Source organism: Bacteroides intestinalis (assembly GCF_003464595.1).
GTDB lineage: Bacteria > Bacteroidota > Bacteroidia > Bacteroidales > Bacteroidaceae > Bacteroides > Bacteroides intestinalis_A.
Window position 1 is genome coordinate 132,980 of record NZ_QRZF01000006.1, and the last position, 25,375, is coordinate 158,354.

17 protein-coding genes and 1 pseudogene are annotated in these 25,375 nt (G+C 43.3%); 10 read left to right on the plus strand and 8 right to left on the minus strand.

Translation table 11 applies throughout. The features are described from left to right. Nucleotides 1-22 precede the first annotated feature (22 nt). From DWW10_RS10620 to DWW10_RS10630, 3 genes are all read left to right on the plus strand, one after another. Nucleotides 23-1,516, plus strand: coding sequence for a TolC family protein (locus tag DWW10_RS10620; protein ID WP_118421339.1), 1,494 nt, complete (start codon nt 23-25; stop codon nt 1,514-1,516). Between the two features lie 134 nt (nt 1,517-1,650). Next, entirely contained in the window at nt 1,651-3,012 is a 1,362-nt protein-coding gene (locus DWW10_RS10625; RefSeq protein ID WP_118421337.1) for a sigma-54-dependent transcriptional regulator, read from the plus strand. After that, nucleotides 3,009-4,322, plus strand: a complete 1,314-nt coding sequence (locus tag DWW10_RS10630; protein ID WP_007214509.1) for a sensor histidine kinase — start codon at nt 3,009-3,011, stop codon at nt 4,320-4,322. Before DWW10_RS10625 ends, DWW10_RS10630 begins: the two co-directional genes overlap by 4 nt. Here the strand turns inward: DWW10_RS10630 and DWW10_RS10635 are convergent. Together DWW10_RS10635 and aspT are read right to left on the minus strand one after the other, a co-directional pair. Beyond that, entirely contained in the window at nt 4,309-5,931 is a 1,623-nt protein-coding gene (locus tag DWW10_RS10635; RefSeq protein ID WP_118421336.1) for a bifunctional aspartate transaminase/aspartate 4-decarboxylase, read from the minus strand. The genes DWW10_RS10630 and DWW10_RS10635 overlap by 14 nt on opposite strands. Nucleotides 5,932-6,226: 295 nt before the next feature. Continuing rightward, the gene (gene aspT / locus DWW10_RS10640; RefSeq protein ID WP_022210688.1) at nt 6,227-7,921 is read right to left on the minus strand and encodes an aspartate-alanine antiporter; all 1,695 of its coding nucleotides are present in this window, start codon (nt 7,919-7,921) and stop codon (nt 6,227-6,229) included. Between the two features lie 255 nt (nt 7,922-8,176). Between aspT and DWW10_RS10645 the strand changes: the two genes are divergently transcribed. The 6 genes from DWW10_RS10645 to DWW10_RS10670 all read left to right on the plus strand — a co-directional run bounded on the left by DWW10_RS10645 (nt 8,177) and on the right by DWW10_RS10670 (nt 14,786). Continuing rightward, entirely contained in the window at nt 8,177-10,723 is a 2,547-nt protein-coding gene (locus DWW10_RS10645) for a DUF5686 and carboxypeptidase-like regulatory domain-containing protein (RefSeq protein ID WP_118421334.1), read from the plus strand. A gap of 107 nt (nt 10,724-10,830) precedes the next feature. Beyond that, nucleotides 10,831-12,120: an inositol-3-phosphate synthase gene (locus DWW10_RS10650; RefSeq protein WP_022210690.1), complete on the plus strand. Its 1,290-nt coding sequence runs from the start codon at nt 10,831-10,833 to the stop codon at nt 12,118-12,120. A gap of 107 nt (nt 12,121-12,227) precedes the next feature. After that, nucleotides 12,228-12,701 (plus strand): phosphatidylglycerophosphatase A family protein, encoded by a 474-nt coding sequence (locus tag DWW10_RS10655; RefSeq protein ID WP_007217634.1) that lies wholly within the window; start codon nt 12,228-12,230, stop codon nt 12,699-12,701. Beyond that, nucleotides 12,686-13,201, plus strand: a complete 516-nt coding sequence (locus DWW10_RS10660; protein WP_007214503.1) for a GtrA family protein — start codon at nt 12,686-12,688, stop codon at nt 13,199-13,201. The genes DWW10_RS10655 and DWW10_RS10660 overlap by 16 nt, the downstream gene beginning before the upstream one ends. A 2-nt stretch (nt 13,202-13,203) precedes the next feature. Beyond that, nucleotides 13,204-13,857 carry a CDP-alcohol phosphatidyltransferase family protein gene (locus DWW10_RS10665; RefSeq protein ID WP_007217635.1) on the plus strand — a complete coding sequence of 218 codons (654 nt, stop codon included), beginning with the start codon at nt 13,204-13,206 and terminating at the stop codon, nt 13,855-13,857. Then, nucleotides 13,854-14,786, plus strand: coding sequence for a phosphoinositol dihydroceramide synthase (locus DWW10_RS10670; RefSeq protein ID WP_118421333.1), 933 nt, complete (start codon nt 13,854-13,856; stop codon nt 14,784-14,786). The genes DWW10_RS10665 and DWW10_RS10670 overlap by 4 nt, the downstream gene beginning before the upstream one ends. 123 nt (nt 14,787-14,909) lie before the next feature. On the opposite strand, the gene DWW10_RS10675 is transcribed toward DWW10_RS10670, so the two are convergent. Further along, complete coding sequence (locus DWW10_RS10675) at nt 14,910-15,758, minus strand: virulence RhuM family protein (RefSeq protein WP_259320464.1); 849 nt, start codon at nt 15,756-15,758, stop codon at nt 14,910-14,912. A gap of 89 nt (nt 15,759-15,847) precedes the next feature. Between DWW10_RS10675 and DWW10_RS10680 the strand changes: the two genes are divergently transcribed. Next, entirely contained in the window at nt 15,848-16,306 is a 459-nt protein-coding gene (locus tag DWW10_RS10680; protein WP_118421331.1) for a very short patch repair endonuclease, read from the plus strand. Nucleotides 16,307-16,373: 67 nt separating this feature from the next. On the opposite strand, the gene DWW10_RS10685 is transcribed toward DWW10_RS10680, so the two are convergent. The 5 genes and pseudogenes from DWW10_RS10685 to DWW10_RS10705 form a co-directional block, all read right to left on the minus strand. Next, on the minus strand, nt 16,374-18,734 hold the full coding sequence (locus DWW10_RS10685; RefSeq protein ID WP_118487040.1) for an AIPR family protein: 2,361 nt from the start codon (nt 18,732-18,734) through the stop codon (nt 16,374-16,376). Next, the gene (locus tag DWW10_RS10690; RefSeq protein ID WP_118421416.1) at nt 18,731-19,738 is read right to left on the minus strand and encodes a PD-(D/E)XK motif protein; all 1,008 of its coding nucleotides are present in this window, start codon (nt 19,736-19,738) and stop codon (nt 18,731-18,733) included. Before DWW10_RS10690 ends, DWW10_RS10685 begins: the two co-directional genes overlap by 4 nt. After that, nucleotides 19,725-22,529: pseudogene (locus tag DWW10_RS10695) on the minus strand (Z1 domain-containing protein). Before DWW10_RS10695 ends, DWW10_RS10690 begins: the two are co-directional and overlap by 14 nt. Then, on the minus strand, nt 22,526-23,995 hold the full coding sequence (locus DWW10_RS10700; protein ID WP_182021381.1) for an ATP-binding protein: 1,470 nt from the start codon (nt 23,993-23,995) through the stop codon (nt 22,526-22,528). Before DWW10_RS10700 ends, DWW10_RS10695 begins: the two are co-directional and overlap by 4 nt. Then, nucleotides 23,985-25,244, minus strand: coding sequence for a DNA cytosine methyltransferase (locus DWW10_RS10705; protein ID WP_118421326.1), 1,260 nt, complete (start codon nt 25,242-25,244; stop codon nt 23,985-23,987). The genes DWW10_RS10700 and DWW10_RS10705 overlap by 11 nt, the downstream gene beginning before the upstream one ends. Between the last annotated feature and the right edge of the window lie 131 nt (nt 25,245-25,375).

Below are 25,375 nucleotides of genomic sequence, written 5' to 3' on the forward strand. Positions count from 1 at the left end.
TTACAACTATTTTTTGATAAACATGAAAAGGAATATTTTACTCGCAGCTTGGATGCTATTTCCGTTCGCCGCTTTTGCACAGAACGATACATTGACAAACGAACGTGAACGTCTCATCACTTTAAATGAAGCGATAGCTTTGGCACGTACCCAGTCAGTGGATGCCGCCGTAGCGCTGAATGAATTGAAGACTTCATACTGGGAATATCGTACTTTCCGTGCCGACCTGTTACCGGAAGTGAATCTGAACGGTACTTTACCCAATTACAATAAATCTTACAGCAGATATCAAAACTCGGATGGTTCCTACTCATTTGTGCGTAACAATACGTTGGGACTTTCCGGAACGCTCTCCATAGACCAGAACTTATGGTTTACGGGCGGTAAACTATCACTGGCTTCTTCTCTTGAATATATCAAGCAATTAGGATCCGGAGGAGATAAACGGTTTATGTCCGTCCCCGTCAGCCTGGAATTGTCGCAACCTATCTTCGGAGTGAACAATCTGAAGTGGAACCGTCGTATCGAACCGGTGAGATATGCAGAAGCAAAAGCTGCCTTTATCACTGCTACGGAACAGGTGACGATGAAGACAATCACTTATTTCTTCAATCTGCTGCTGGCAAAAGAAAATTTGAAAACTGCTCACCAGAATAAAGTGAATGCCGACCGCCTCTATGAAGTAGCAGTGGCAAAACGTAAGATGGGGCAGATTTCTGAAAATGACCTGTTGCAGTTGAAACTGAATGCTTTGCAAGGTAAGGCGGATGTGACGGAAGCGGAGAGTAACCTGAATGCGAAAATGTTCCAGTTGCGTTCGTTCCTCGGTTTGTCGGAAGATGAGAATCTGAATCCGATGTTGCCGAATTCGGCACCGGATATGAAGATGGAATATAATCTTGTATTGAACAAAGCTCTGGATCGGAACTCGTTTGCACAGAATATCCGTCGTCGCCAGTTGGAAGCGGACTATGAAGTGGCTACGGCTCGCGGCAATTTGCGCAGCATCGACCTGTTTGCCAGTGTGGGTTATACAGGGCAGGATCGTGATTTGACTTCCGCTTACAAGGGGCTGCTTGATAATCAGATTGTGCAGGTAGGTGTGAAAGTACCTATCTTGGACTGGGGAAAACGCCGAGGAAAAGTACGTGTGGCAAAGAGTAATCGTGAAGTGGTGCTTTCCAGAATCCGGCAGGAACAGATGGACTTCAATCAGGATATTTTCTTGCTCGTAGCGAACTTCAATAATCAGGCACAACAATTGGGTATTGCACAGGAAGCTGACGGCATTGCCGAGAAACGTTATAAAACCAGTGTGGAAACCTTTATGATTGGACAAATCAGTACGCTGGACCTGAACGACGCACAGAAATCAAAAGATGAAGCAAGGCAGAAACATATTTCCGAGCTCTATTATTATTGGTACTATTTCTATCAAATCCGCAGTCTGACACTTTGGGATTTTGAACGGAATTGTGAACTGGAGGCGGACTTTGAAGAAATTGTGAGAGACTGAGTTTGAGTTATGAGTTATGAATAATAACTTATAACTCATAACCGTTTTTCGCTTGTTATTGAAAAAAACAGTGTTATTCTGTGCTTTCTGTGTGAAATCGTTTATTTTTGCAAACCATAAAACAACGAAACCTTATGATACTGATAATCGACGATGATAGTGCCGTACGTTCTTCCCTCAGTTTTATGCTGAAACGTGCAGGATATGAAGCGCAAACTGTTCCCGGACCGCGCGAAGCAATGGATGTGGTGCGTGCCGAGGCACCTGCCCTCATTTTGATGGACATGAACTTCACCCTTTCCACAACGGGAGAAGAGGGATTGACTTTGCTGAAGCAAGTGAAAATATTCCGCCCCGATGTACCCGTTATCCTGATGACGGCGTGGGGAAGCATACAACTTGCCGTGCAGGGTATGCAGGCGGGCGCGTTCGACTTTATCACGAAGCCGTGGAACAATGCCGCTTTGCTGCAACGCATCGAGACAGCCCTTGAACTGACTGCCGTCCCAAAAGATGCACCGGAAGAACAGAGCGAGACGCTGAACCGCAGCCATATCATCGGAAAATCTCAGGGATTGATGGAAGTGCTGAATACAGTGGCACGCATTGCGCGTACCAATGCCTCGGTACTGATTACCGGTGAGAGTGGAACAGGTAAGGAGTTGATTGCCGAAGCCATCCACATCAACAGCCAGCGGGTGAAACAGCCGTTTGTAAAGGTCAACCTGGGCGGTATCTCGCAGAGCCTTTTTGAAAGCGAAATGTTCGGCCATAAGAAAGGTGCTTTTACGGATGCGACAACAGACCGTGTAGGGCGCTTTGAACTTGCCAACAAGGGTACTATCTTCCTGGATGAAATAGGTGACCTCGATCCTTCCTGTCAGGTGAAACTGCTCCGTGTATTACAGGATCAGACGTTTGAAGTGCTGGGTGACAGCCGTCCCCGCAAGACGGATATACGTGTAGTATCCGCTACCAATGCCGACCTCCGCAAGATGGTATCGGAACGTACATTCCGCGAAGATTTGTTTTATCGTATCAACCTGATAACCGTTAAGTTGCCTTCCCTTCGCGAACGCCGTGAAGATATTCCTTTGCTGGCACGCCACTTTGCCGACCGCCAGGCAGAGATTAACGGACTGCCCCGCACGGAATTCTCGGCAGATGCCCTGAACTTCCTTTCCCGCTTGCCTTATCCGGGAAATATCCGTGAATTGAAGAATCTGGTGGAACGTACGATCCTCGTCAGCGGAAAACCGACGCTGGATGCTTCGGATTTCGACGCACAGTATCTGCGTCCTAATGAACCGGTGAAGGCTTCGGACGCATCGTCTCTGGCAGGCATGACGCTGGATGAAATAGAGCGTCAGACTATTTTGCAGGCGCTCGATCGCCATAAGGGAAATCTCAGTCAGGTAGCTATGACGCTCGGCATTAGTCGTGCCGCACTCTATCGCCGACTGGAAAAGTTTAATATAACAGTCACAGAAAAGTGAGAATAAAGTTCTATTTCTCCATACTTGTCCTTTTCCTTCTGGGTTTAGGTGGTGTGCTTCTCTACTTGGCGAAGGGGATGAAGCCGTTGCATCTCTACATTGTGGAGGGGATCATTGCATTTATCCTGGTGTTCCTGTTTATCTTCTACCGTAAGATTGTGAAACCGATGAATATTATCGGCAGCGGTATGGAATTGCTGCGGGAACAGGATTTCAGCAGCAGGCTCAGCAAAGTAGGGCAATACGAGGCGGACCGCATTGTAAATGTGTTCAACCGTATGATGGAGCAATTAAAGAACGAACGTTTGCGTCTGCGCGAGCAAAATCATTTTCTGGACTTGCTTATCCAGGCTTCGCCGATGGGAGTTGTCATTACCACACTGAACGGTGAAATATCCCAGCTCAATCCGATGGGATTGAAGATGATGGGAGTACGCCTGGAAGAGATTATGGGAAAGAAAATTGAGAATATAGACTCTCCTTTGGCTGAAGAACTGGCGAATATCTCAAAAGATCAGACGGCAGTGGTGCGTCTGAATGACTCGAATATCTATAAGTGTACCCATTCCTCCTTTATCGACAGAGGTTTTCATCACCCTTTCTATCTGATAGAGAAGATGACGGACGAGGTGATGCGTGCTGAAAAGAAAGCGTATGAGAAGGTGATCCGCATGATTGCCCACGAGGTGAATAATACAACGGCGGGTATTACATCTACCCTCGATACCGTGGAGCAAGCCCTTTCCACCGAAGAGGATATGGAGGATATCTGCGATGTAATGCGCGTTTGCACCGAGCGTTGCTTCTCTATGAGCCGCTTTATTACCCGTTTTGCCGATGTCGTGAAGATTCCTGAGCCCGCCTTGGTTACGGGCAAACTGAATGAACTGGCTTCCATGTGTAAACGCTTTATGGAGGGTATGTGCAACGACCGGAATATTCTTCTCTGGCTGGAATGTGATCCGAAGCTGGAACCGGTACGCTTTGATGCGGCACTCTTGGAACAGGTATTGGTGAATATTATCAAGAATGCTGCGGAAAGCATAGAGCATGCGCCCGAAGGAACGATCCAGCAGGGTAGGGTTGTAGTCCGTACAATCGCTCCTACCACGATTGAAGTGGTAGATAATGGCCCCGGTATAACAAAAGAGACTGAAGCAAAGCTCTTCAGTCCCTTCTTTTCCACCAAACCGAACGGGCAGGGAATCGGTCTGGTGTTTATTCGCGAGGTGCTTACCCGTCATGGTTGTACGTTCTCTTTGCGCACGTACAGTGATGGGTTGACACGGTTCCGCATTATTTTTCCGTAGTCTTTTTCCACGCCTTTGCGTATTCGTCAAGAATCCGCTTGATGCCCTGGCCGATGACCACATAGTCCTTTTCGTTCAGGTTGGCAAGCGAGGCGCGTATGCTCCATTCCGGACCATCGAAACCACCGCCGTTTAGCAGGACGAGAGACGTTTCTTTCGCCAGGCGGAATACGACGTTCAGCGGGCTGTAGGTACGTTTCAGGTGTTCTACGAAATCATCTCCATAGAATTTCTTTGCCCATACCAGCATGTCGATCTCTGTATAATACCCTACGCGGAGCGGATCTTTTATCAATGTGAATCCCGTATTATCCCACAAGGCATGCAGACGCTTTTCAATGATTTCCATCATCTTCAGTTTATATTTATTTTCCTTATCCAGCAGGGCGAAGGAAGCGAATAAACTCATTTGCATCTGTTGGGGCAATGACAGGCCGGCGGTATGGTTCAATGCAACCTGTCGGCTGTCGGCTACCATGCGGTCGATGAACTTCATTTTTTCGGGATGCAGAGTCAGACTTGAGTAACGGCGGTTCAACGCATTGCGTTTATCTTCCGGCAGGCGGGCGATTTGCTTGTCGTAGATGTTGTCTTCGTGCAGGGCGATGACGGCATCACGCCAACCGGTAGCTCCGAAGTATTTGGAGAAGGAATAGACACAAAGCGTATTGTGCGGCAGTTCGGCCATGAATGAGCGGAAGTGCGGGCTGAATGTGCCGTATACATCATCCGTGATAACCATCAAGTTGGGGTTATCATTCTTCACGATATCGACAATGCGTGCCATCGTCTCCGGGCTGAGGGCGTAACTGGGCGGATTGCTGGGATTGGTCACGAAGAGCGCTTTGATGGCGGGATCTTTCAGGCGGTCGATGTCCTTGTCATTGTATTGCCAGAGGTGGAATCCGTCGTCCGTCATGCGGTCGGCATGCAGTTCTATCATGTTGAACTGGTAGCGACTCAGTTGCGGAATTTCAATGTAGGGGGTGAAAGCGGGCACCATCAGGGCGATGCCGTCACCTTTATCCAGCAAGAAGTTCTCCTGGAGGGAGTCGAAGAGGTAACACATGGCGGCGGTTCCGCCTTCGGTGGCAAAGAGGTCGAATGTGCCGCGTGGAGGGCGGTTATCGCACATTTCTTGCGACAGGTAATCTTGCACCAGTATTTCGGTGAAGTGCAGGATGCGGTCGGGCACAGGGTACTGATCACCGATGACGGCTTCTGCCCATTCATGTACCAGGGAGTCGGGATCGGCGGCATGTTGCATTAACAGGTAGTTATAAGTTTGCTCCAGGAGCTTGGCACCGTGGGCGGCGTTGTTCTTTTTGAGGAAGGCTTCGAAACGGGAGGCAATGCCTTCTTTTTGAGGGATGCCGGCGATGCCTTCGGGGAGGTTCATGACGCGGCGACATTCTTCCAGTCCGAATTGTCCCAGGAGGAAGAAGGCTTCGCGAGGGGTGGTAGCTATCCAGTTAGGGTTACCGCGTCCAGCGTTCAGCATCGTGCGGGCAGTTTTCTTCAGGCTTTCATCGGCCATATCGATCAATTGGTTTTTCAGCTCGAATGGGCTGATCGTTTCCATTTTCTTTTCTAAGTTTTTGGTATCCATATCGTTAAGTTTTAATTGTTATCATATAATTGCGGGATACAATAGACTAATCCTGGGAGTGCGATAGACTAACTCTCGGGATGCAAGAATCTATTTCCGGAGATGCATAAAACTATTCATACTATAACTGTTATTGTATCTTACAACAGCTGTACTATTATCATACAATAGATATGTTTCTTTCTTACAATAGCTGTTGTAAGAATAATAATATGCATTCTGAAGATTAATTCTTCGCATCGCGGCGATTAGTTTCTTGCATACGGTATATCAGTTGTATGCTATATCCGCCGGGTTAAATCAGCAGTACGATGACGACACCCCATATTATTAATAAGGTGTTGCCCACAGCATACGTTACCGTATAACCCAGTGCAGGCGTTTCGCTTTCCACTGCATCTTGTATTGCTCCGAGTGCGGCTGTCGTTGTACGTGCTCCGGCACAGCATCCCAGTGTTATTGCAGGGTGGAACTTGAAGACGTACTTACCCAGTAGCAAACCGATGATTAACGGCAGGGTAGTGGCTATGGCACCTACAATGAATAAACTGAGCCCGACATCCCGGAAACCCTGTACGAAACTCGGTCCGGCAGCTATTCCCACTACAGCAATGAACATATTCAGCCCTACATTATTCAGTACCCACAGGGAAGCTTCGGGAATACGTCCGAACGTAGGATGCTTGCTGCGCAGCCAACCGAAGAATAATCCGGCTATCAATGCGCCACCACTCGTACTCAGACTGATGGGAACACCACCGATGTGGATGGATAATGCACCGAACAAACCACCTATCAGAATTCCTAATCCAACGAATATCATATCCGTTTGGTGGGTAGGCCGATCTACATATCCTATTTGTACAGCGGCACTTTCCACTTCCTGCTTGGTGCCCACTACTTCGATGACGTCGCCGGCATCCAATTTGGTCTGTGCCAATACGGGTATTTCAATTCCCGCACGCTTGATGCTGCGGATGCTGACGCCATGCATGAATTTGTGCCGGCGGATATTCGCCACTGTCTTTCCGGCGAACGTTTTCTTTGTGACCGTGACAGGTAACGTTTCTGCCGGGAAATCGAGCAATTGTGCGTCCTGTATTTCATTGCCTATCCAGTCCTCTTCGCCGATAACGAATTCACGGCGTCCGCTGAGAACGACTTCGTCTCCTATATTCAATACGGTATTCGGGGATACATCCCGAACGACTCCTTGCTTGCGCAGGCGCTCTACGAACAGGCGTTTGCCATCTTTCTGGAAGTACATTTCCAAGTCTATCACCCGACGACCTTGCTTGAACCATTCGTTTTCTATCTTGTAGGCGCGGAAGGTTACGGGGCGTGCGGCGTGCATGAAGCCCGGTTCGTCTGCCTCGGAACTACCCATTTTGGCTTCCAGTTCTTTGCAGGCAGCTTTTACTTTCTCCAGTCCGCCCAATAGTTTTGGACCGAGGGAGGAGAGTACCCAGGCTGAGCCTGCCGTACCGAAAACGTAAGTCACTGCATAAGATACGGGGATGATATTGATATAACTTTGGCGTTGCGCTTCGTCCAGTCCCATGTTTGCCATGGTGTCTTCGGCTACTCCGATGACGGCGGAGATGGTCTGCGAACCTGCCAGTAATCCGGCGGCTTCACCGGGATTGTAGCCCATCACGAGGGCGAGAAGCCAGGTTACCACCAATACTGATACACACATCAGCACGGCAAAGCCTACCTGGGGAAGTCCGTCTTTTTTCAGTCCGCGGAAGAATTGCGGTCCTACTTTATACCCGACGGCGAACAGAAAGAGAAGAAAGAACACGGATTTGATGGGGCCTGGCACGTCGATCTTCAACTGTCCTACCAATACGCCTACAAGCAATACGCTTGTGACCGTCCCCAAGCTGAACTTCCCGATGCGTAGCTTGCCAAGCCAGAACCCCAGAAACAGGGTGAGGAATATGGCAAGTTCGGGGCGCTCCCTGAGCTGGTTTATTATCCATTCCATAATTAAGTTGTTTAGGTTATTAATTGGTTTTCGATGCTTTTCGCGTCGTTTAAGATATATACAACAGCCTGCAAAAGGAAGTGTTTCGTGCAAAAGTGGTTTTTTAGAACATTTATTCAGTAAAACTGAACTTTCTAAAATAGTTTTCTTGCGTACCTTTGCGGGCGTTAAAGAAGAAGGAATGATTATTTAGCGAAAATTGGTACGCGGCCGACGCTGAATTCTCATTCATCTTTCAACATTATAAAAATAGGTATGAGGTTTACTTTTTTAAGGATTTTATTGTTCATCAGCCTTTGCTGGATGAGCTTTCCCCTGCAAGCACAATATGTGGTACAAGGTGTTGTTACAGACTCGTTAACCCGTGAGCCTCTCCCATATACATCTGTGTATCTGAAAGGTACTACCGAAGGAGGTATGACCGATGACAAAGGACAGTTTTCTTTCAAGACCTACCGCCCCCAAGCCGTGCTGGTTATTTCTGCCATTGGATATAATGAATACACCCGTCTTATTCATCCGGCACAAGGTATCCGTCTTACCATCGCCCTTTCGCCGGCAACGTATGCCCTGAATGAAGTGGTGGTAAAGCCCAAACGGGAGCGATATAAGAAAAAAGATAATCCCGCCGTGGAATTTGTGCGACAAATGATTGAACATCGGGATGACTATTCGCCCAAAGAGTTGGACTTCTGGCAACGGGATCGTTATGAGAAGATGACCTTTGCCATCAACAACTTCGACAGCGTAAAGCAACAGAAGTGGCTTTATCGTAAATTCAAGTTCCTGACGGACTATGTGGATACTTCCGCCGTTACGGGAAAGCCCGTGCTTGCCGTTTCCAACCGTGAGCTGCTGGCTACGGACTATTACCGCAAATCTCCCAAAAGCCAGAAACAGCGCGTGCATGCCCGCCGACAGGCCGGTGTGGATGAGATGCTTTCGCAGCAAGGCATGGAGCAAGCCATCAGTGTGACGATGACGGATGTGGATATTTATGAGAACAACATCACGCTGTTTACCAATAAGTTCGTAAGTCCGCTCTCTTCACTGGGCCCTTCATTCTATAAATATTATCTGATGGACACGCTTACGATAGCGGGCCAACCTTGTGTGGATCTGACGTTCGTACCCTTCAATTCCGAATCCTTCGGTTTTACGGGACACTTGTACGTTACTTTGGACAGTACTTATTTCGTACGTCGTGCCACCATGAACTTTCCACAGAAAATTAATCTGAATTTTGTGGATTATATGTCTCTTGAACAGAACTTTACCCGTGGGGCAGACGGTACGCGCCAGTTGGCTGACGAACATATCACCACCGAATTTAAGTTGGTGGACAACAGTGACGGTATCTATGCCAAGCGGGATGTATATTACAGGAATTATGTGTATGAACCTTCTGCGGATGCCCTTTCGGCCTTTAAGAAGCCGGAAAAAGTGATTGAGCCGGCCGAAGCGACGCATCGCACGGAAGCTTACTGGGACGATAACCGTCAGGTGGAAGTCAGCAAGAAGGAAACTTCCGTTGATAAAATGATGGCGCAGCTTCGCACATATCCTGTCTATTACTGGACGGAGAAGACCTTGAAAGTGCTGTTTACCGGATATATACCCGCGCCTAAAGAGAAAGAACCCCTGTTCTATATAGGTATGATGAATACCACTATAAGCGGTAATACCTTGGAAGGTGTACGTCTGCGTGCGGGAGGAATGACTACGGCGTGGCTCAATCCACACCTATTTTATAAAGGATACATGGCTTACGGTTTCAAAGACCATCGGATGAAGGGAATGGCTGAAGTGGAATATTCTTTCCATAAGAAGAAGGAGTATGCCAACGAGTTTCCTATTCACTCTTTGAAAGCACGATATACCTCGGATGTAAACCAATACGGACAACATTACCTCTATACCAGTCAGGACAACGTATTTCTGAGCTTGAAGCGCCAGAAGGACGACCGGATAGGCTATCAGCGCAAGGCGGAGCTGACTTACACCAATGAGTTCCATTCCGGTTTCTCCTTTCAGCTCACTTCCCGCTTCCGGCAGGATGAGTCTTCGTATCTTATCCCTTTCCTGAAACAAGATGAGATGGCAACGCCCGTGGAGAATATATCGAATACCGAGTTTGAAGTAAAATTGCGTTATGCGCCGAATGAAAAATTCTTTCAGACGCAATGGAACCGCTTTCCGGTATCGCTGGATGCTCCGGTCTTCTCGCTTTCGCATACGATGGCTGCAAAAGGAGTATTGGGCGGTGATTATACCTATCAATATACAGAGGCAGGTTTTCAGAAACGTTTCTGGTTTTCGGCCTTCGGCTATACAGACGTTATCCTGAAGGCCGGAAAAGTTTGGAATAAAGTACCTTTCCCGTTACTGATTATCCCGAACGCCAACCTCTCTTATACCATTCAGCCGGAGTCTTACTCCCTGATGAATGCCATGGAGTTTATGAATGATGAATATGCTTCGTGGGACGTTACTTACTATCTAAATGGCTTTTTGTTCAACCGCGTACCTTTGCTGAAAAAGTTGAAATGGCGTGAAGTCCTTTCGTTTCGGGGATTGTACGGGAATTTGAGCGACAAAAATAATCCGACAGTCAGCAATGACCTTTTTCGTTTTCCCGTCACAACCTCTTATATGGGGGATACCCCTTATATGGAGGTGGGTGTCGGTGTAGAGAATATTTTGAAGGTGCTTCGCTTCGATTATGTCTGGCGATTAACTTACAGAAATCTGCCCGGAATTGATAAATCCGGTCTTAGAATCAGTCTGCACATGACATTTTAACTTAAATCTTACTAATAGAACATTAAATCGGATAAAATGACAAGTCTCAATTGAACAAAATAGCCTAAATTTGAGCAATTTTTTAAACTTTAAAAGATACAATGGCAATGAAAGAAAACATTAAGCCGGCAACTGGTCGTTTGGGTGTACTGGTAGTCGGAGTGGGTGGCGCGGTCTCAACCACCATGATCACGGGTACATTGGCTGCTCGTAAGGGACTGGCAAAACCTATTGGGTCTATTACACAGATGGCCACAATACGCATGGAGAACAACGACGAAAAGCTGATTAAGGACGTAGTGCCTTTGGCAGATTTGAACGACATTGTTTTCGGCGGATGGGATATCTTCCCTGATAATGCATACGAAGCTGCGATGTATGCAGAAGTTCTGAAAGAGAAAGATTTAAATCTGGTAAAAGAGGAATTGCAAGCCATCAAACCGATGCCTGCTGCCTTTGACCACAACTTTGCAAAACGTCTGAATGGTACATACATCAAGCAGGCTGCCACCCGTTGGGAAATGATGGAGCAACTGCGTGAGGATATCCGTAACTTCAAGGCTGCCAACAACTGCGAGCGTATTGCTGTGCTGTGGGCTGCAAGTACTGAAATCTACGTTCCGTTGTGTAAAGAACACGAGTCGCTTGCTGCTTTGGAAGAAGCAATGAAGGCTAATAACACGGAAGTGATTTCTCCGAGTATGTGCTACGCTTATGCTGCAATTGCAGAAGGTGCTCCGTTCATCATGGGTGCTCCTAACTTGTGCGTAGATACTCCGGCAATGTGGGAATTCTCTAAGAAGATGAATGTGCCCATCTCCGGTAAGGACTTCAAGAGTGGACAGACACTGATGAAAACAGTGCTCGCTCCGATGTTCAAGACTCGTATGCTGGGTGTAAGCGGTTGGTTCTCTACCAACATCCTGGGTAACCGTGACGGCGAAGTACTCGATCAACCCGAAAACTTCAAAACAAAAGAAGTCAGCAAGTTGTCTGTTATCGATAACATCTTCGAACCGGAAAAATATCCCGACCTCTATGGTGATGTTTACCACAAGGTTCGTATCAACTACTATCCTCCCCGTAAAGATAATAAGGAAGCATGGGATAACATCGACATCTTCGGATGGATGGGTTACCCGATGGAAATCAAAGTAAACTTCCTGTGCCGCGACTCTATTCTTGCAGCTCCTATTGCACTCGACCTCGTTATTTTCAGTGACCTGGCATTGCGTGCAGGTATGTCTGGAATCCAGACTTGGTTGTCATTCTTCTGCAAGAGCCCGATGCACGACTTTGAGCATGAACCGATCCATGATCTGTTCACTCAATGGAGAATGGTGAAAGAAACAATCCGTACGATGGTGGGTGAAAAATCACCGAGCTATCTGGATTAATAAATAATAATAAGGTGATAAGGTGGTAGAGTGATAAAGTGGTGATGTAGTATTACTTTACCGCTTTACCACTTTGTCACCTTATCACTCTTTTATATCTTTTTTCTATGAGGAGACCTTCCTTCTTCCCTGTCCTGATAGGCACGGGCTTCGGCTCAGGCTTTTCTCCCTTTGCTCCGGGCACGGCGGGCGCTTTACTCGCTACGCTAATCTGGTTCGGACTTTCTTTACTTATATCAGAAACTTGTCTGTTGTGGACGACTGTCGCATTGATATCCCTGTTCACCGTAGCCGGTATTTGGGCTACCGACCGTCTGGAACCCTACTGGGGTGAAGATCCGTCGCGCGTGGTGGTGGATGAGATGGTAGGTGTGTGGATCACGCTCCTGGCAGCTCCGGCAGGTCATATCTGGTATGGACTGGCAGCATTTGTTTTGTTCCGCTTCTTTGATATTCTGAAACCGCTGGGCATCCGGCGGATGGAAAATCTTCCGGGCGGAGTGGGAGTGATGATGGACGACGTATTGGCAGGAGTGTATGGTTTCATTGTTTTAATTGTGGCAAGATGGTTGATGGAGTAGAAGAACAGAGTCGGTTTGCAGGTTGGCGCAGGGAAGTGTGGCTTTTTATGAAGGCGCAGCTTTCTGCACAGATAGCTACGGTGATCGATTTTCTGATAACTATTCTTTTGGTGAAATTATTTGGTATATATTATTTGTATGCCACATTTATAGGTTCTGTGGTTGGCGGTATTGTCAATTGTGTAATCAACTATGAATGGGTATTTAAGGCGGAAGACTGCAAGAAGATACATGTGGGGCTGAAGTATTTCATAGTCTGGGGTGGGAGCATTCTTATTAACACATGGGGTACTTTTGCTTTGACGGAATGGCTGGCAGGAATGAAATGGGTGAACGGATTGCTGGGATATTACGTCTATGATGTGTTTATCCTGTCTAAAATTACGGTTGCCTTGCTGGTTGCATTTTTCTGGAACTATTATTTGCAACGGGTTTTCGTCTACCGGAACCACAACTTAAAAAGATTTCTGAAACAACGTTTGGAGAAAAAAATAGAATGAACATGAATTACAGAGATTGGCTGCAACAGGTGATATACAAGATTATCAATCCCGTTGTGCGTGGCATGATTAAAATTGGCATTACGCCTAACTTTATTACTACTACCGGGTTGATACTTAACATTGTGGCTGCCGGTATATTTATTTATGCAGGGTTAGTGACAGATTCGGAAGAGGATCTTTCTTTGGTGGGATGGACAGGCGGACTGATACTCTTCGCCGGGCTGTTTGACATGATGGATGGTCGTGTGGCGCGTCTTGGCAATATGTCTTCGACCTTCGGGGCATTGTACGATTCGGTGCTCGATCGTTACAGTGAACTGTTTACCTTATTCGGTATATCCTATTATCTCATCTTGCAGGGCTATTTCGTGGGTTCCATTATCACTTTTCTTGCTTTGATCGGTTCGCTGATGGTAAGTTACGTACGCGCACGTGCCGAAGGTCTGGGACTGGAATGTAAAGTAGGTATTATGCAGCGCCCTGAGCGAGTGGTGCTGACCAGTCTGGGAGCTCTGTTCTGCGGTATATTTTCCGATTGTACACTCTTCGACCCGATGTTGATCCTGATTGTTCCTCTGGCAATCATTGCCGTATTGGCTAATTTGACGGCTTTTGTCCGTCTGGCACATTGCTATAAACTTTTGAATAAATGATAAAAAGATATTTCCCTCCGGTAAGAGAGACGGTATTGCTGGTAGTCATTACGTTGGCTTTTCTGTTGTTGACAGCTACTTGTATCGGGCTTCGTACGGAGCATTTTCTAATGACGGGATTGTTCCTGGTTCTGTTTTTTGCAGGAAAGACAACCCGTAAGCTGGCAGTGGCTTTACTGCCTTTTGTTGTTTTTGCAGTTTCCTATGACTGGATGCGGGTGTATCCCAATTACCAGGTGAACCCTATTGATGTGCAGGGCTTGTATGAAGCGGAAAAGTCTCTTTTCGGTATATCCGTGAATGGGGCTACGCTGATTCCTTGTGAATACTTTGCCATACATCACTGGCCGGTAGCTGATTTCTTTGCTGGGGTGTTCTATCTCTGCTGGGTGCCTGTGCCTATAGCATTCGGTTTGTGGCTTTATCTGAAGGGAGATCGCCAGATGTATCTCCGTTTTGCTATGGTCTTCCTGTTGGTTAATCTTATTGGCTTTGCCGGATATTATATTCATCCTGCCGCTCCCCCTTGGTACGCTATGAACTATGGATTTGAGGCGATGCTGAATACTCCGGGAAATGTGGCCGGATTGGGGCGCTTTGACGAACTGCTGGGATGCACAATCTTCGACTCTATCTATGGGCGTAATGCAAACGTATTTGCAGCCGTTCCTTCGCTGCATGCGGCATATATGGTTGTGGCATTGGCTTATGCTATAATGAATCGCTGTAAGGGCTGGCTGATAGCATTATTTGCGTTTATTATGGTGGGGATCTGGTGTACGGCCGTTTATTCGGGGCATCATTATCTGATTGATGTATTATTGGGAATATTCTGTGCTCTCCTGGGCATCTTTGTCTTTGAAAAAGGGTTGATGAAATGGGGAGCGTTCAAGCGCTTCTTCGAACGTTATAGTAAATATATTGAATAATATAATCCTCAAATAACTCTATGTAAATATATGAAGAGATTTTGTTGATAACCAAAATATTTAGAAGTATTATAACAGAGACCAAGAATCCTTTTCAGTCTCTGTTATAATTTAAAATTTAGACTATTTCTTTTTTCTCTTATTTTTATTCAGTTTTTGAATATCCTGCTCCAGTTCTTTGATGCTTTCCAATCGCTCCAACTGTTTTTGTACCTCCCTGTATTTGTCATACTCACCAGCGGCTTTTTGCAGTGCTAATTTATGAGAGATTGATCCCGCGTGCTCCAATATGTTTTTATCATTCATCGTAAGTACCTGCTTCAGTTTCTCAATCCAATCCCGCATATACATCGGTTTGTGCTGTATTGCCTGAGTCTCTGCATAAGCAAGGAATTGTTCTACGATCAATTTCAAAAGCCCAATCTCCTCTTCATTCAAGTAATTCTTTCCAATTTCCACATCTGCCTTACGAACTTTATTGGGTAAAGATGTCGATGTCAGCCCCATTTGCGGCAATGCGGCATTTGCCCGATAATATATCAGTTCCGCCGCAGTCTTCCCGCTGACCGCCCAAAGAAGTTTGTTTTGCACCTCTTTATAAAAGGCAAGGGTCATTTCATCGGACGGATCGTAATCAATGCTTGTAGCATAAATATCTTTGATTTGTTGATAGAAAAGCCGTTCGGACAAGCGAATCTCCCGAATCCTGTCTAACAGTTCCCGGAAGTAGTTCATTGACGAGCCGCTCTTGAATCGCTCATCGTTCAGAGCAAATCCCTTGATGATATAATCCCTCAAACGCTGTGTCGCCCAAATACGAAACTGTGTACCTTGCACAGATTTCACCCGATAGCCAACTGAGATAATTACATCCAGATTGTAATAATTAACTTCGTGGCTTTGGGTCTTATTTTCGATCGCACCATGCTGAGTGGTTGTTCGGAATTTCCGAACAACCATATTCTCATTCATTTATAAATATTTTGATGAAAAATCAGGAAAGATTTTTTTGAATGCTAATTAAGTTCTAACTTTGTAATCTTAAAATTGTAATTAAAGAAATGGATATTTGGGACAAAAATAAACGGTCAGAATGTATGTCAAAAATCAGGTCTAAAAATACTAAACCTGAATTGGTGTTGCGCAAAGCCCTTTTTGCAAGGGGCTTTCGGTATCGCGTGAATGTTCCAAATCTGCCCGGAAAGCCCGATATTGTTTTGCCGAAATACAAAACGATTATTTTCTTGCACGGCTGTTTCTGGCATCGGCACGAGAGCTGCAAATATGCTTATACGCCAAAGACAAATACAGAATTCTGGATTAATAAAATTACTTCCAATGCCGAAAGAGACAAAGCTAATTTTCAGAAACTTACAGCTTTAGGTTGGAATGTCGTAACGGTCTGGGAGTGTGAAATAAGACACACGTACAAACATAACCTCGCACTCTTGATTGACAGAGTAGAGGTGGAAATACTCAAAAATCAGCCAAGGAAAATTTCTTTGAAATTTTATGAGTAATGCGAAAATGAAGTTTTAATGGTTGCTGAAGATATTGTTGAGTATCAGCGAACTGCGAAAAAATAATCTATTCTTCTGTAAAACCGTGCCTTTTTAGCTTTTCCAAATTCAAATAGAAGGTATATTTTTTGCGGTTGTCTAGTGGCTTTCTTCCCTGCAAAACATCGTCCATCGCTTTCCATTTCCAATCTTCCAAAACTCGCTTGCGGCGATCCCAATCAACCATTTTTTGAATGAGTTCCAAGGTAATTTCGTTTGAAGTTGAATTGCAGTCTGTTTTCGGTGTTTCTGTTGCAGCTTTTTCTTGTGTTGACAAATTGTCCGCCTCTTCCAATAATTCTATATTGTACTGACAAACGATTTCAAAAATTGATATTGCTTTGTTCCGGTCTGTATCAGATATTTTTCTGTTATTCTTGATTTTATACGCAGTATCGCTTGCCGCTGACTGATAATGAATAGAGAGAAAGCCCGAATCGCGTCCCCACGATTCAATCTTTTTCCAAAGAGAGAAAGGAATTGAACGGATTATGTTTTCTTCGTGTTTCCGCGTTTCTTCCGAGTTTTCGGTGTTGGATACAAGGTTTCGTTTCGGCGGGTTCTTTTCGTCAATCAAATCATCTTTTATCTCATTAATATTGAAACTCCAAGTGTGTGTTTTTACCTGTTCCCAACAATCTTCTTTCTTTGCCCATTCAATATAATGAGTAACAGGCGATTTTTCCAAAATAAACTTATTAATCTGCTTCATCAAGTCATAAATGCAGTCGGAGAGCGGTTGCGAAATTTGCTGGTTTTTCCATATCTTATATAGGTTTAATTTGTTTTCTGTTAAAATATTAATTAGCGACAAAGTATAAGGTACAACTACCTGCCGCAATTCGCCAATGTTATAATCGTTCTGTTTTGTTCCGTAACGTTTTTCGGCTGTTTTGAAAAGAATACACTTTGCAATCGTATCTTCAAAATATACATTGTTGATCTTCTTAATGTTATCAGGAAGGTTATCGTTGATAAACTTTGCATAATTCTTTTCATTACCTCGCACAACGATATTCGGACTTATTACTAACTTTTTACCGTCCCAAACTTCCTGATAGGCATTGATAAACTTTGCCAACTCAACTTTTGTAAACATCTGACTTTTCGGGTATTTACGGTCAAATGCATTTTGGCGGGACTTGGTAAAGCCCTCGCGACTGCGCAAGGTTTTGTACTGTCCTCGTGCTCGCTCGAAAAACCAACAGGTTTGCAAGTTGTTTTGAGCCGTTACCGGCGCAAGAATGTAGCGCGATAACTTTTCAAATGCAATCAAAACCGGATTGTTAGCCGAGAAATCGGCATCATTAACTTTGTTTTGGGTGTTGGCACAACGCGAAATATCAGAAACAATATCGCTGTACTGTTCAGGATTTTCAATAATTGAAAATTTTACTTGAACAAATATATTTGAAATATCTGCCTTGTCTTTTCGGGCTGTGTTGTAAATAGAGGCAGTTGTTTGCCCACCGTTCACAATTTGCAAATTACGGATTTTTTTAATGTATCGATTTGTTTCGTCAAGTTCAATGTGGTCGGCAGTGGCTGCAATGCCGTTGTTAAAGGCAAGAAACATATGTGGTCTGGTCTTTATTGTGTCGCGAATGCCCTTGTTTATTTTGCCTGTGAATTGCAGAAACGACCTTACATTTTGTTCTAACAGCCGTGCGCCGTATCGTTCATACAGTTTTGATAAACAAGTACCCGGAATAATCGCAATATATGTTTTGTAATCTTTATTGTTAGTATTTGTAGACAAACAGGGGATTACAAAATTTTCGCCCTCGAAATTATCAAAATCTAATTCTATCGGAACGCGTGACTGCTCGGATATTTTATACAGATAATTTATGTCTATTACTCTATAAAACACATTGTAACCGCAAATCTGCACACTCGGTGGGAACTCGCCCTTATATTCGCCGTTAGTTAAAATCACGGCATTGACGCGCACAAGATTTTCTTTGAGTTCTGGGAAATTTGCCAAAGTATTAGCAAACTCAAAGATTGGCGACGATTCCGCAACTTCATTAACATAGTCGTTGTAAATAGATTTGCGAAAAAAGTTTATAATCCGCTTTGTTGCTGTGTCAATATCGGCTTTTGCAACTGTTTTTATTTCTTCGTAATTATCAAAAATGGAAATAAACAGATCAACTGTTTCGTAATTATCAGATATAGCATAGGCATTGATTTTGTGCTGATTGCGTGTACCTAATGCCTTTTCATCGTAGGCAATAGCAGCATTTTCGGTTTCGCCTGCTTCTGCAAGCATATCAATAGCAATGCGGGTAAATGTCTGTTCTTGTGTATCGCCTTCTTCGTTGCTAGCCTGCAATGCTACAATATCCTGAATTAGAGATTGATAGTATTTGTTTATTTCATTCATAAGAATTTAATTGTGTTAAAGAGTTGATTTTCAGAAACTAAATATTCATCGCACATCGCGAGAATAATTGAGTATTTTACATCGCTCACGCCTCCGCGCAGTTCGTTTTCCTTAATTCTTGGAAAATTGTTTTCGATTTTGTAAAAATTCTCGTTACGGACTTGATAAAATCTGTCCTGATAAAACGATTCGTGCTTGTCTAAATAGCCCGTTTCAAACAGTTTAGTATTAAAAAGAGACAATGCAGGCGCGTCATTTTCGAGTGTTTCACGGATTATGGCAATTTTCTGGCAAAGCGTCTGACCGTTTCCGTTTGATACTTCAACCGAAAAATGATATAAAAACAGCTTTTCAAGCAGTGTTTCGTCTAACTGCCTTTCGCCGTTTATAGTTACTTTCTGTGGATTGTTGGTTGAGGTCGTTTTTACCTCGACCGCCCAAGTACTACCCTGAAAATCGCGCATTGCCTTATCAACGCCTACCCAAGTATGCAGCGCATCACAGGGGTTAGTGTCTGTTTTTGCGAGAAACTTTTGTAAAAAGTGCAACTCGCCGTAAAGCCCCTGCTGTTCGGCGGGCGTTAGCCCTCTCGAGTTGTTTTTTTCAAAAAGCGTTTTCCACTTTTCTAACTGATTGACAACGGTACGACTGATTTTCTGTTCGGTATTGAGTTTGATAACCGACTGTATCAGATTTTCGCACAGTGTTGCGAAAATGTCGCGGCTGTTAGGATACAAAAGTTGGATTATCAGCAGGCGAGAATTTACGAAAGTAGTGTCGGCCAACAACATTACTTTCAATTCTCGCAGGTTGTCAAAAGAAGAAATATCAATGCGTATGTCATTACTGAATGTGAACGCTACGCCATAATATCTTTCGGGGTATTGAAATGTGCCGTAAACATGAAACGGTATATTGCTTGAATACAAGCGTTTTACAAGCCCTATGACTTTTTCTTCTTCCAATGCTTCCCAAAGTTCCAGTATGTGATTATTGTTCATCATATACATTATCGTTTTCATTGTCAAATAAAGTTTCTGTTTCCGCAAATTCCGCAACCTGATTCACTGCATATGAAACAGCAATATTGGTGTTGCTGCTCGGAAACGAAACCACAAAACCAATAAATGGCTCGTCCGTTTTACTATATGAAATCGTATCGCTTTGTATTTCGCCCTGTTTATTGAGTACATTTGCACAAACAGGATTAAGCGGGTAAATCAGCAAAAGCGGGTTTATACGCTGGCGGAACTCCTGTCTGACAATTTCGGGGGCGGGATAATCCTTGTCCCACGATTTGTTTAATTCTGCTTTTCGCTGCAGTGTCCTTTCCAATGCAGCGTCTAACAAATCATCATCCAAATCAATAAATTCATCGGTTTGATTGCCGACAATGTGATTTTTACGAATGTAGTAAGTGTTCCAATTTGTATCTTCGGCACGGCTACGATCGAAACAGCCAGCTTGTATGCCGTTTGAAAAAACATGCTGCACTGCGGACTGATTTTTATTCATAACAACCACACTCCACGAAGTTAATTCGCCCACCCGTACAAGGTCGTGAATATAACTGCTAATCATATCCAAATCAACTTTTTTCAGACTGTCAGCAACCTTGAATTTTGAAAGATAATCACAAATATCATCGGGTGAAACATTACGCCACAGATAATTATTGCCTTTCTGTTCGGGTGTTCCCAATGCAGAAATGAAATTATCGGTTGCAATCAAATTTCTTTTCTTAGCACCCTTATCCATTGGTAGTTGATAGGTTTCTATCAAACGCCCTGCCCACGAAACAGAAATTTGTTTTGTATATCGCATTTTTGAAATTGAGGTAATTTGCAGGCAACCGGGGTGTGTCCGTACTTTCAAAGCATAATTTTCGGGTGTCCCTCCCGATTCTGACAAGTAGTTAAATTCGCCTCTCAGTTCTTCGCTTGCAATGGTAATGTGCCTAAACCACTCGTTTAATTCCTCACTTGTGAAAAGTCGGCACAAATCCACATAGCTAGGGCGATAGCCAAACCAACGCCCCATTTGCATAAGTGTATCGTACATTTTTGAGGCACGCAAGAAGTAACTAACAGACAGCCCTTCCAAAGTTAAACCTCGCGAAAGTTTGTCGCCGCCGATTGCAATTACCGATATGCCTGTTTTTTCGTTTTCGTAATAAGTTAAACAGTCGCCCGAAGTACCGTTAATTGATTTTACTTCAACTTTTTGCACTGCTTTGAAAAGTAATGGTTTTATTTCTTCCCAAGAATGAATCATTAAATATTTGTCAATATTGCCGAATTTTGATTGCCGAATTTCGGTCGTAACGGTTTTGTATGATTTGTAATTTGCAGTGTCATTTTCCAAGATTTTCCTAAACTCCTCCAAAATTGCGGGGTCACTTGCTTCAATCTCATGTTTGTAATAGTTGAAAAGTTGTTCAACTAATTCTTTAATATGGTTTTGCCACATCTGATAGCGCGAAATATGAATGAGCATTGAGTTATGTTTTGTTCCTTGCCCTCTAGCTATTCGGATTGCACAAGTAACAATGAAACATTTTACAGCAGTTTTCAACGATTCTGGAATATCGCTGAAAGTTGGTTTATCATCGTCTTTCTTATGCCCCTGTGGTACAAAATAATCATAATCTTTTATGGGACAAACGATTGGCAGTAAGTCGTTGTTTGTATCATCTGGAATTATGGAAGTTCCGAATACTTTCTCTGGTCCGATATAATTTGTCGGTGCAGGAATGTTTATGATAAAATCACGAGGAAACAAATCGTCTTCGTTTTGAGGAATAAAGATATTGGCAAACGGCGTAGCCGTGTAGCCAATATAGGCGGAACGATTGAACAATGAAATGATTTTGCAAATGTTTTTGTTTATCGCTGTTGGGTCTAATTCTTTAACATTGGTATTGATAGAGGCGTTATCAGCCTCATCATCAATAATCAACAACGATTTGTTTGTTATTTTGTCGTTAGTAGCCTGTGTTTGCAACCAAGTACACAAGCGTTTCAAAACAGAGGCGTTTTTCTTCACTACCAACAAAATGGGCTGCGGTGCATTAAAATTAAAACCTGCTGTATTGGTTGCCCTGCTTGTAAAATCGCCCTTTTCCAAACTCGTTGTATATGAATTTGCAATAGCATTTTCAAAACCCGGAATAAGTCCCACACCGATTTTTGTTGTCTTGTTCATTGTGTAGGCTCTTTCATACTGCGTATCAAAGCCCAAAAAACCTTCGTCTATGCGATTTTGGGTTTGGCTGCGTAGGTTGTTGTGAATACCTGCCAAAACAATAATAAGATTAAAGCCTGCATCGGCAGCTTTGCAAATCAGCCCTGTGTAATTGGCTGTTTTACCTGACTGTACCTGTCCGACAACAAGTCCTTTTTTAGAAATTTGAATTTCAGAGCGTTGCGGGTTAAAAAGTTTATCAAGCACTTTGTCTGTCAGTTCGTCCAACTGCAAAATAACACTTGGGGAAAACTTTTTTTGCTTTTCCAAATATTCAGCGTAGCGGGTCTAAAACTCCCACTTCGTTTTTTGGTCTGCCCGAAAATCTTTCAGCCAAGGCTCGCGGCGTTCCCTACCTTCCAAAATTTGAAAAGTGTCAATCTTAACGCTGTACATTGAAAGTAAATCGTTCTTCAATTTTGCAGTATCAACATCTGAATAAAGTATTTTCGCTTTACTGACTGCTTCGTTTATTTCGCTGTCAGTAACACTAGCTTTTCTGCCGATTATGCTTTGACAGATTTCTATGGCTACTTGATAGTTATCATTCATTGTAATTCGTCTATTAAATCTTCGTAATTATTAAACGGCTCTACTGTTTTCAAATATGCTTTTGCTTGTTTGGGTGATTTGCCTTGTTTGATTTGATTTTGAAACATCAGTGCAAGCGTTAATTTTACAATATCGCCGTACTCGTCCGAAAAATGCGTTTTCTCTTTCTCATCATTTTCGGCAATTTTTATGTAAATGGCTTTTGTTGGCAGGTTTTCTTCTACAATATGCAACAGATTGTTGATTGCTTGTTCCGGCTGTGTTTTTGCCAACTCTTTCAGATTTTCAATAATAGTGTTCTTTCTATTGATTACGAAAAACCATTTGCCGTCTTTTACCTTTTCTTCCCAAAGCGGTTGAAAATCCTGTCCGGCTCGCTGTTTCAAAATTTTGCCTCTGTGTCGGTAAACTTCGCTACCAATGGTACGAACTGATTTTGCATAAGATTTTAATTGCTCACGACAAACCACGGGTGGGTATGCTTTTGACTTCTTAATATCAATCTGCCATTCGGTATCAAGTTTATTCGGCAAATCAATCTGTATTCGGACTAACTTATAATGTTCTTCCTTGCGAAACAAGCCCAACCAATCGCCCGCCAAAAGTAAGCGTTTGCCACGATAAACATAAAATCCTTGTTGTGCGGGATAGCCGTGTATTCCCTCGGCTTTTTTGTATGCTTGTTCTGACGAAAAATTATTTTTGTGAGGCAAAACATAGCCTTTCATTTTCACACCGCCATTAATATTTTCGGTTGGTTGTTCCTGTCTTTTGTTTTCGTCTGGGCAAAATGGATTCCACGCGGGTATCTCATTTTCACCCCAAAAGATTTTTATTGTTTTATCTTCGATAAATCTATGAAAAGTCATTGCAATATGATTTTTCACTTTATCTAAAGAATCGGAAAATTTACACTTTGCATTATCATCTGTTTCAGCCGTTTGCGGTGGCAAAATTCTGTCTAATTCACTCCAAACAATAAGTGTGCCCGACTGCAAACTATCTAACTTATTTGTAAATTCTTCGGGAATCCATTGTAATAATTCCCATTTGTCGCTTTGAGCGACATAATCCAAATCCCACGACCAAAACGCAGGAGGGGTGTTTTTGCGCTTGCTTAATACGGAAAGTTTGCGACACTGTGAAAATGAAGCGGTTTTTAATCCCAATCCAAAACGCCCTAAATCTGTTTCGGAACGTTCGGATAAAGGATTTTGTGCACCCGGCCGCATTGCTTGGATTATTTCATTGCTATTCATACCATCGCCGTCATCTTTTATGGTGATAACGGACTTGCTACCTCGCCACAAACGGTTAATGTATATGCTTTTAGCATTGGCAGAAATGGAGTTGTCAATAATATCAGCAACGGCGGTCTCTAAACTATAACCGATTGCCCGAAATGTTTCTATCATTGAAGCGGCTTCGGGAACAGCTTCTGCCTTTTGTAATTTACTATAATCCATAAGCAAACTGCTCTTTGATTTTATCAGCTATTTTTTCTGCTAAGACTACAGGCACTGCATTTCCTATTTGTTTGAAAGCAGCTGTGCGGCTACCCTCAAAATAATAATCATCAGGGAAAGCTTGTATTCGTGCTGCTTCGCGAATGGTAATTGAGCGAATTTGTTTTAATGATGGATAAATATAATAATGCCCATCCATCGCAATGTGTGCAACAACAGTATGGCAGCAACCGTCATGATTGACTACTTGAAAACGATTAAGAAATGATTGCTTGTTATTGTGCTTTTGCAATTCAGACGGTAAACTTGCGTAATTAAGTCTTTCTCTCTTTTCAAGCCACAATTTTATTGCTCGTTTATAAATTTCCAAATCAACAAGATTATGAGGTCTGGCAATATGTTGTGTAGTAAAGTCTAATTCAGTACGAATTTTTGACTGTTTTAAATATTTTGTTGCCGAAGTCTCATATTGAACGATCCCGGTTAAACTTCCTTCTCCCTGCTGCCTTTCGGGTAGGTCTGAAAATAAATCGGGCAAAATTTTATATGGATTTTTTTCTTTTTCCAATTCAGGATATTTTAAGTTTAAATCCTTTTTCCAACCAACAATGATAACTCTTTCACGATTTTGAAGAACTCCATAATCAGACGCTTTCAGTTTTCTTAACTCAATTTCATAGCCTGCTTTATCTATTCCTTTTTTTATATTTTCTAAATGGATTCCGTTTTGTGCAGACAAAATTCCCGGCACATTTTCAAAAACGAACATTTTGGGTTCATACCGTTTCAAAAACTGCAAATAATATTTGTACAAAAAGTTACGTGGATCTTTTTTCATGTTTTCGGGGTCGCGAGCACGTCCAACAAGGGAATAAGCTTGACAAGGCGGTCCACCAATGACAAGATCCACTTGCTTATCTCCTTTAAGTTTATCAACCTTCACAAATATTTCAGGTAACGTTTCATCTGATATTTCCTTGTTAATTACCGAATCTATTATCTCTTCAGGAACTGTAAGCCAAAGTTTTTGTCCGCCTTCCCCTTCCTGCTTCTCTCTTAGATATTTAACATACTCTTCAGATCTATTGTGCTGTATCAGATAATGGTAAGCCATTCTTGAACGCAATGTATCACAAGCATATTTATTCATTTCAATATGAGCAATAGGAGCAAACCCTGCCCGAATAAAGCCCTCGGACAAACCACCTGCACCGGCAAATAAATCTATAAAATTTAAAACATACGCCATATTTAAATTCTTATATTAAGTATTTCATCCTATATTTTAGTTCATGTTGTTCCTGCTTCGCAAATTCTTTATTTGCAAGGTTTTTTAGAGCCTGAAAACATAAACTAATTTAGTGTTAATCACTTAGTGTT

Bases quoted from the DNA above. Each gene is read 5' to 3' on its own strand.
- DWW10_RS10655 (WP_007217634.1), top strand. From the start codon at position 12,228: ATGAGGAGACCTTCCTTCTTCCCTGTCCTGATAGGCACGGGCTTCGGC.
- DWW10_RS10670 (WP_118421333.1), top strand. From the start codon at position 13,854: ATGATAAAAAGATATTTCCCTCCGGTAAGAGAGACGGTATTGCTGGTA.
- DWW10_RS10665 (WP_007217635.1), top strand. From the start codon at position 13,204: ATGAATTACAGAGATTGGCTGCAACAGGTGATATACAAGATTATCAAT.
- DWW10_RS10635 (WP_118421336.1), bottom strand. From the start codon at position 5,931: ATGGATACCAAAAACTTAGAAAAGAAAATGGAAACGATCAGCCCATTC.
- DWW10_RS10680 (WP_118421331.1), top strand. From the start codon at position 15,848: ATGGATATTTGGGACAAAAATAAACGGTCAGAATGTATGTCAAAAATC.
- DWW10_RS10645 (WP_118421334.1), top strand. From the start codon at position 8,177: ATGAGGTTTACTTTTTTAAGGATTTTATTGTTCATCAGCCTTTGCTGG.
- DWW10_RS10660 (WP_007214503.1), top strand. From the start codon at position 12,686: ATGGTTGATGGAGTAGAAGAACAGAGTCGGTTTGCAGGTTGGCGCAGG.
- DWW10_RS10675 (WP_259320464.1), bottom strand. From the start codon at position 15,758: ATGAATGAGAATATGGTTGTTCGGAAATTCCGAACAACCACTCAGCAT.
- DWW10_RS10690 (WP_118421416.1), bottom strand. From the start codon at position 19,738: ATGATGAACAATAATCACATACTGGAACTTTGGGAAGCATTGGAAGAA.
- DWW10_RS10650 (WP_022210690.1), top strand. From the start codon at position 10,831: ATGAAAGAAAACATTAAGCCGGCAACTGGTCGTTTGGGTGTACTGGTA.
- DWW10_RS10620 (WP_118421339.1), top strand. From the start codon at position 23: ATGAAAAGGAATATTTTACTCGCAGCTTGGATGCTATTTCCGTTCGCC.
- DWW10_RS10700 (WP_182021381.1), bottom strand. From the start codon at position 23,995: ATGGATTATAGTAAATTACAAAAGGCAGAAGCTGTTCCCGAAGCCGCT.
- aspT (WP_022210688.1), bottom strand. From the start codon at position 7,921: ATGGAATGGATAATAAACCAGCTCAGGGAGCGCCCCGAACTTGCCATA.
- DWW10_RS10625 (WP_118421337.1), top strand. From the start codon at position 1,651: ATGATACTGATAATCGACGATGATAGTGCCGTACGTTCTTCCCTCAGT.
- DWW10_RS10685 (WP_118487040.1), bottom strand. From the start codon at position 18,734: ATGAATGAAATAAACAAATACTATCAATCTCTAATTCAGGATATTGTA.
- DWW10_RS10705 (WP_118421326.1), bottom strand. From the start codon at position 25,244: ATGGCGTATGTTTTAAATTTTATAGATTTATTTGCCGGTGCAGGTGGT.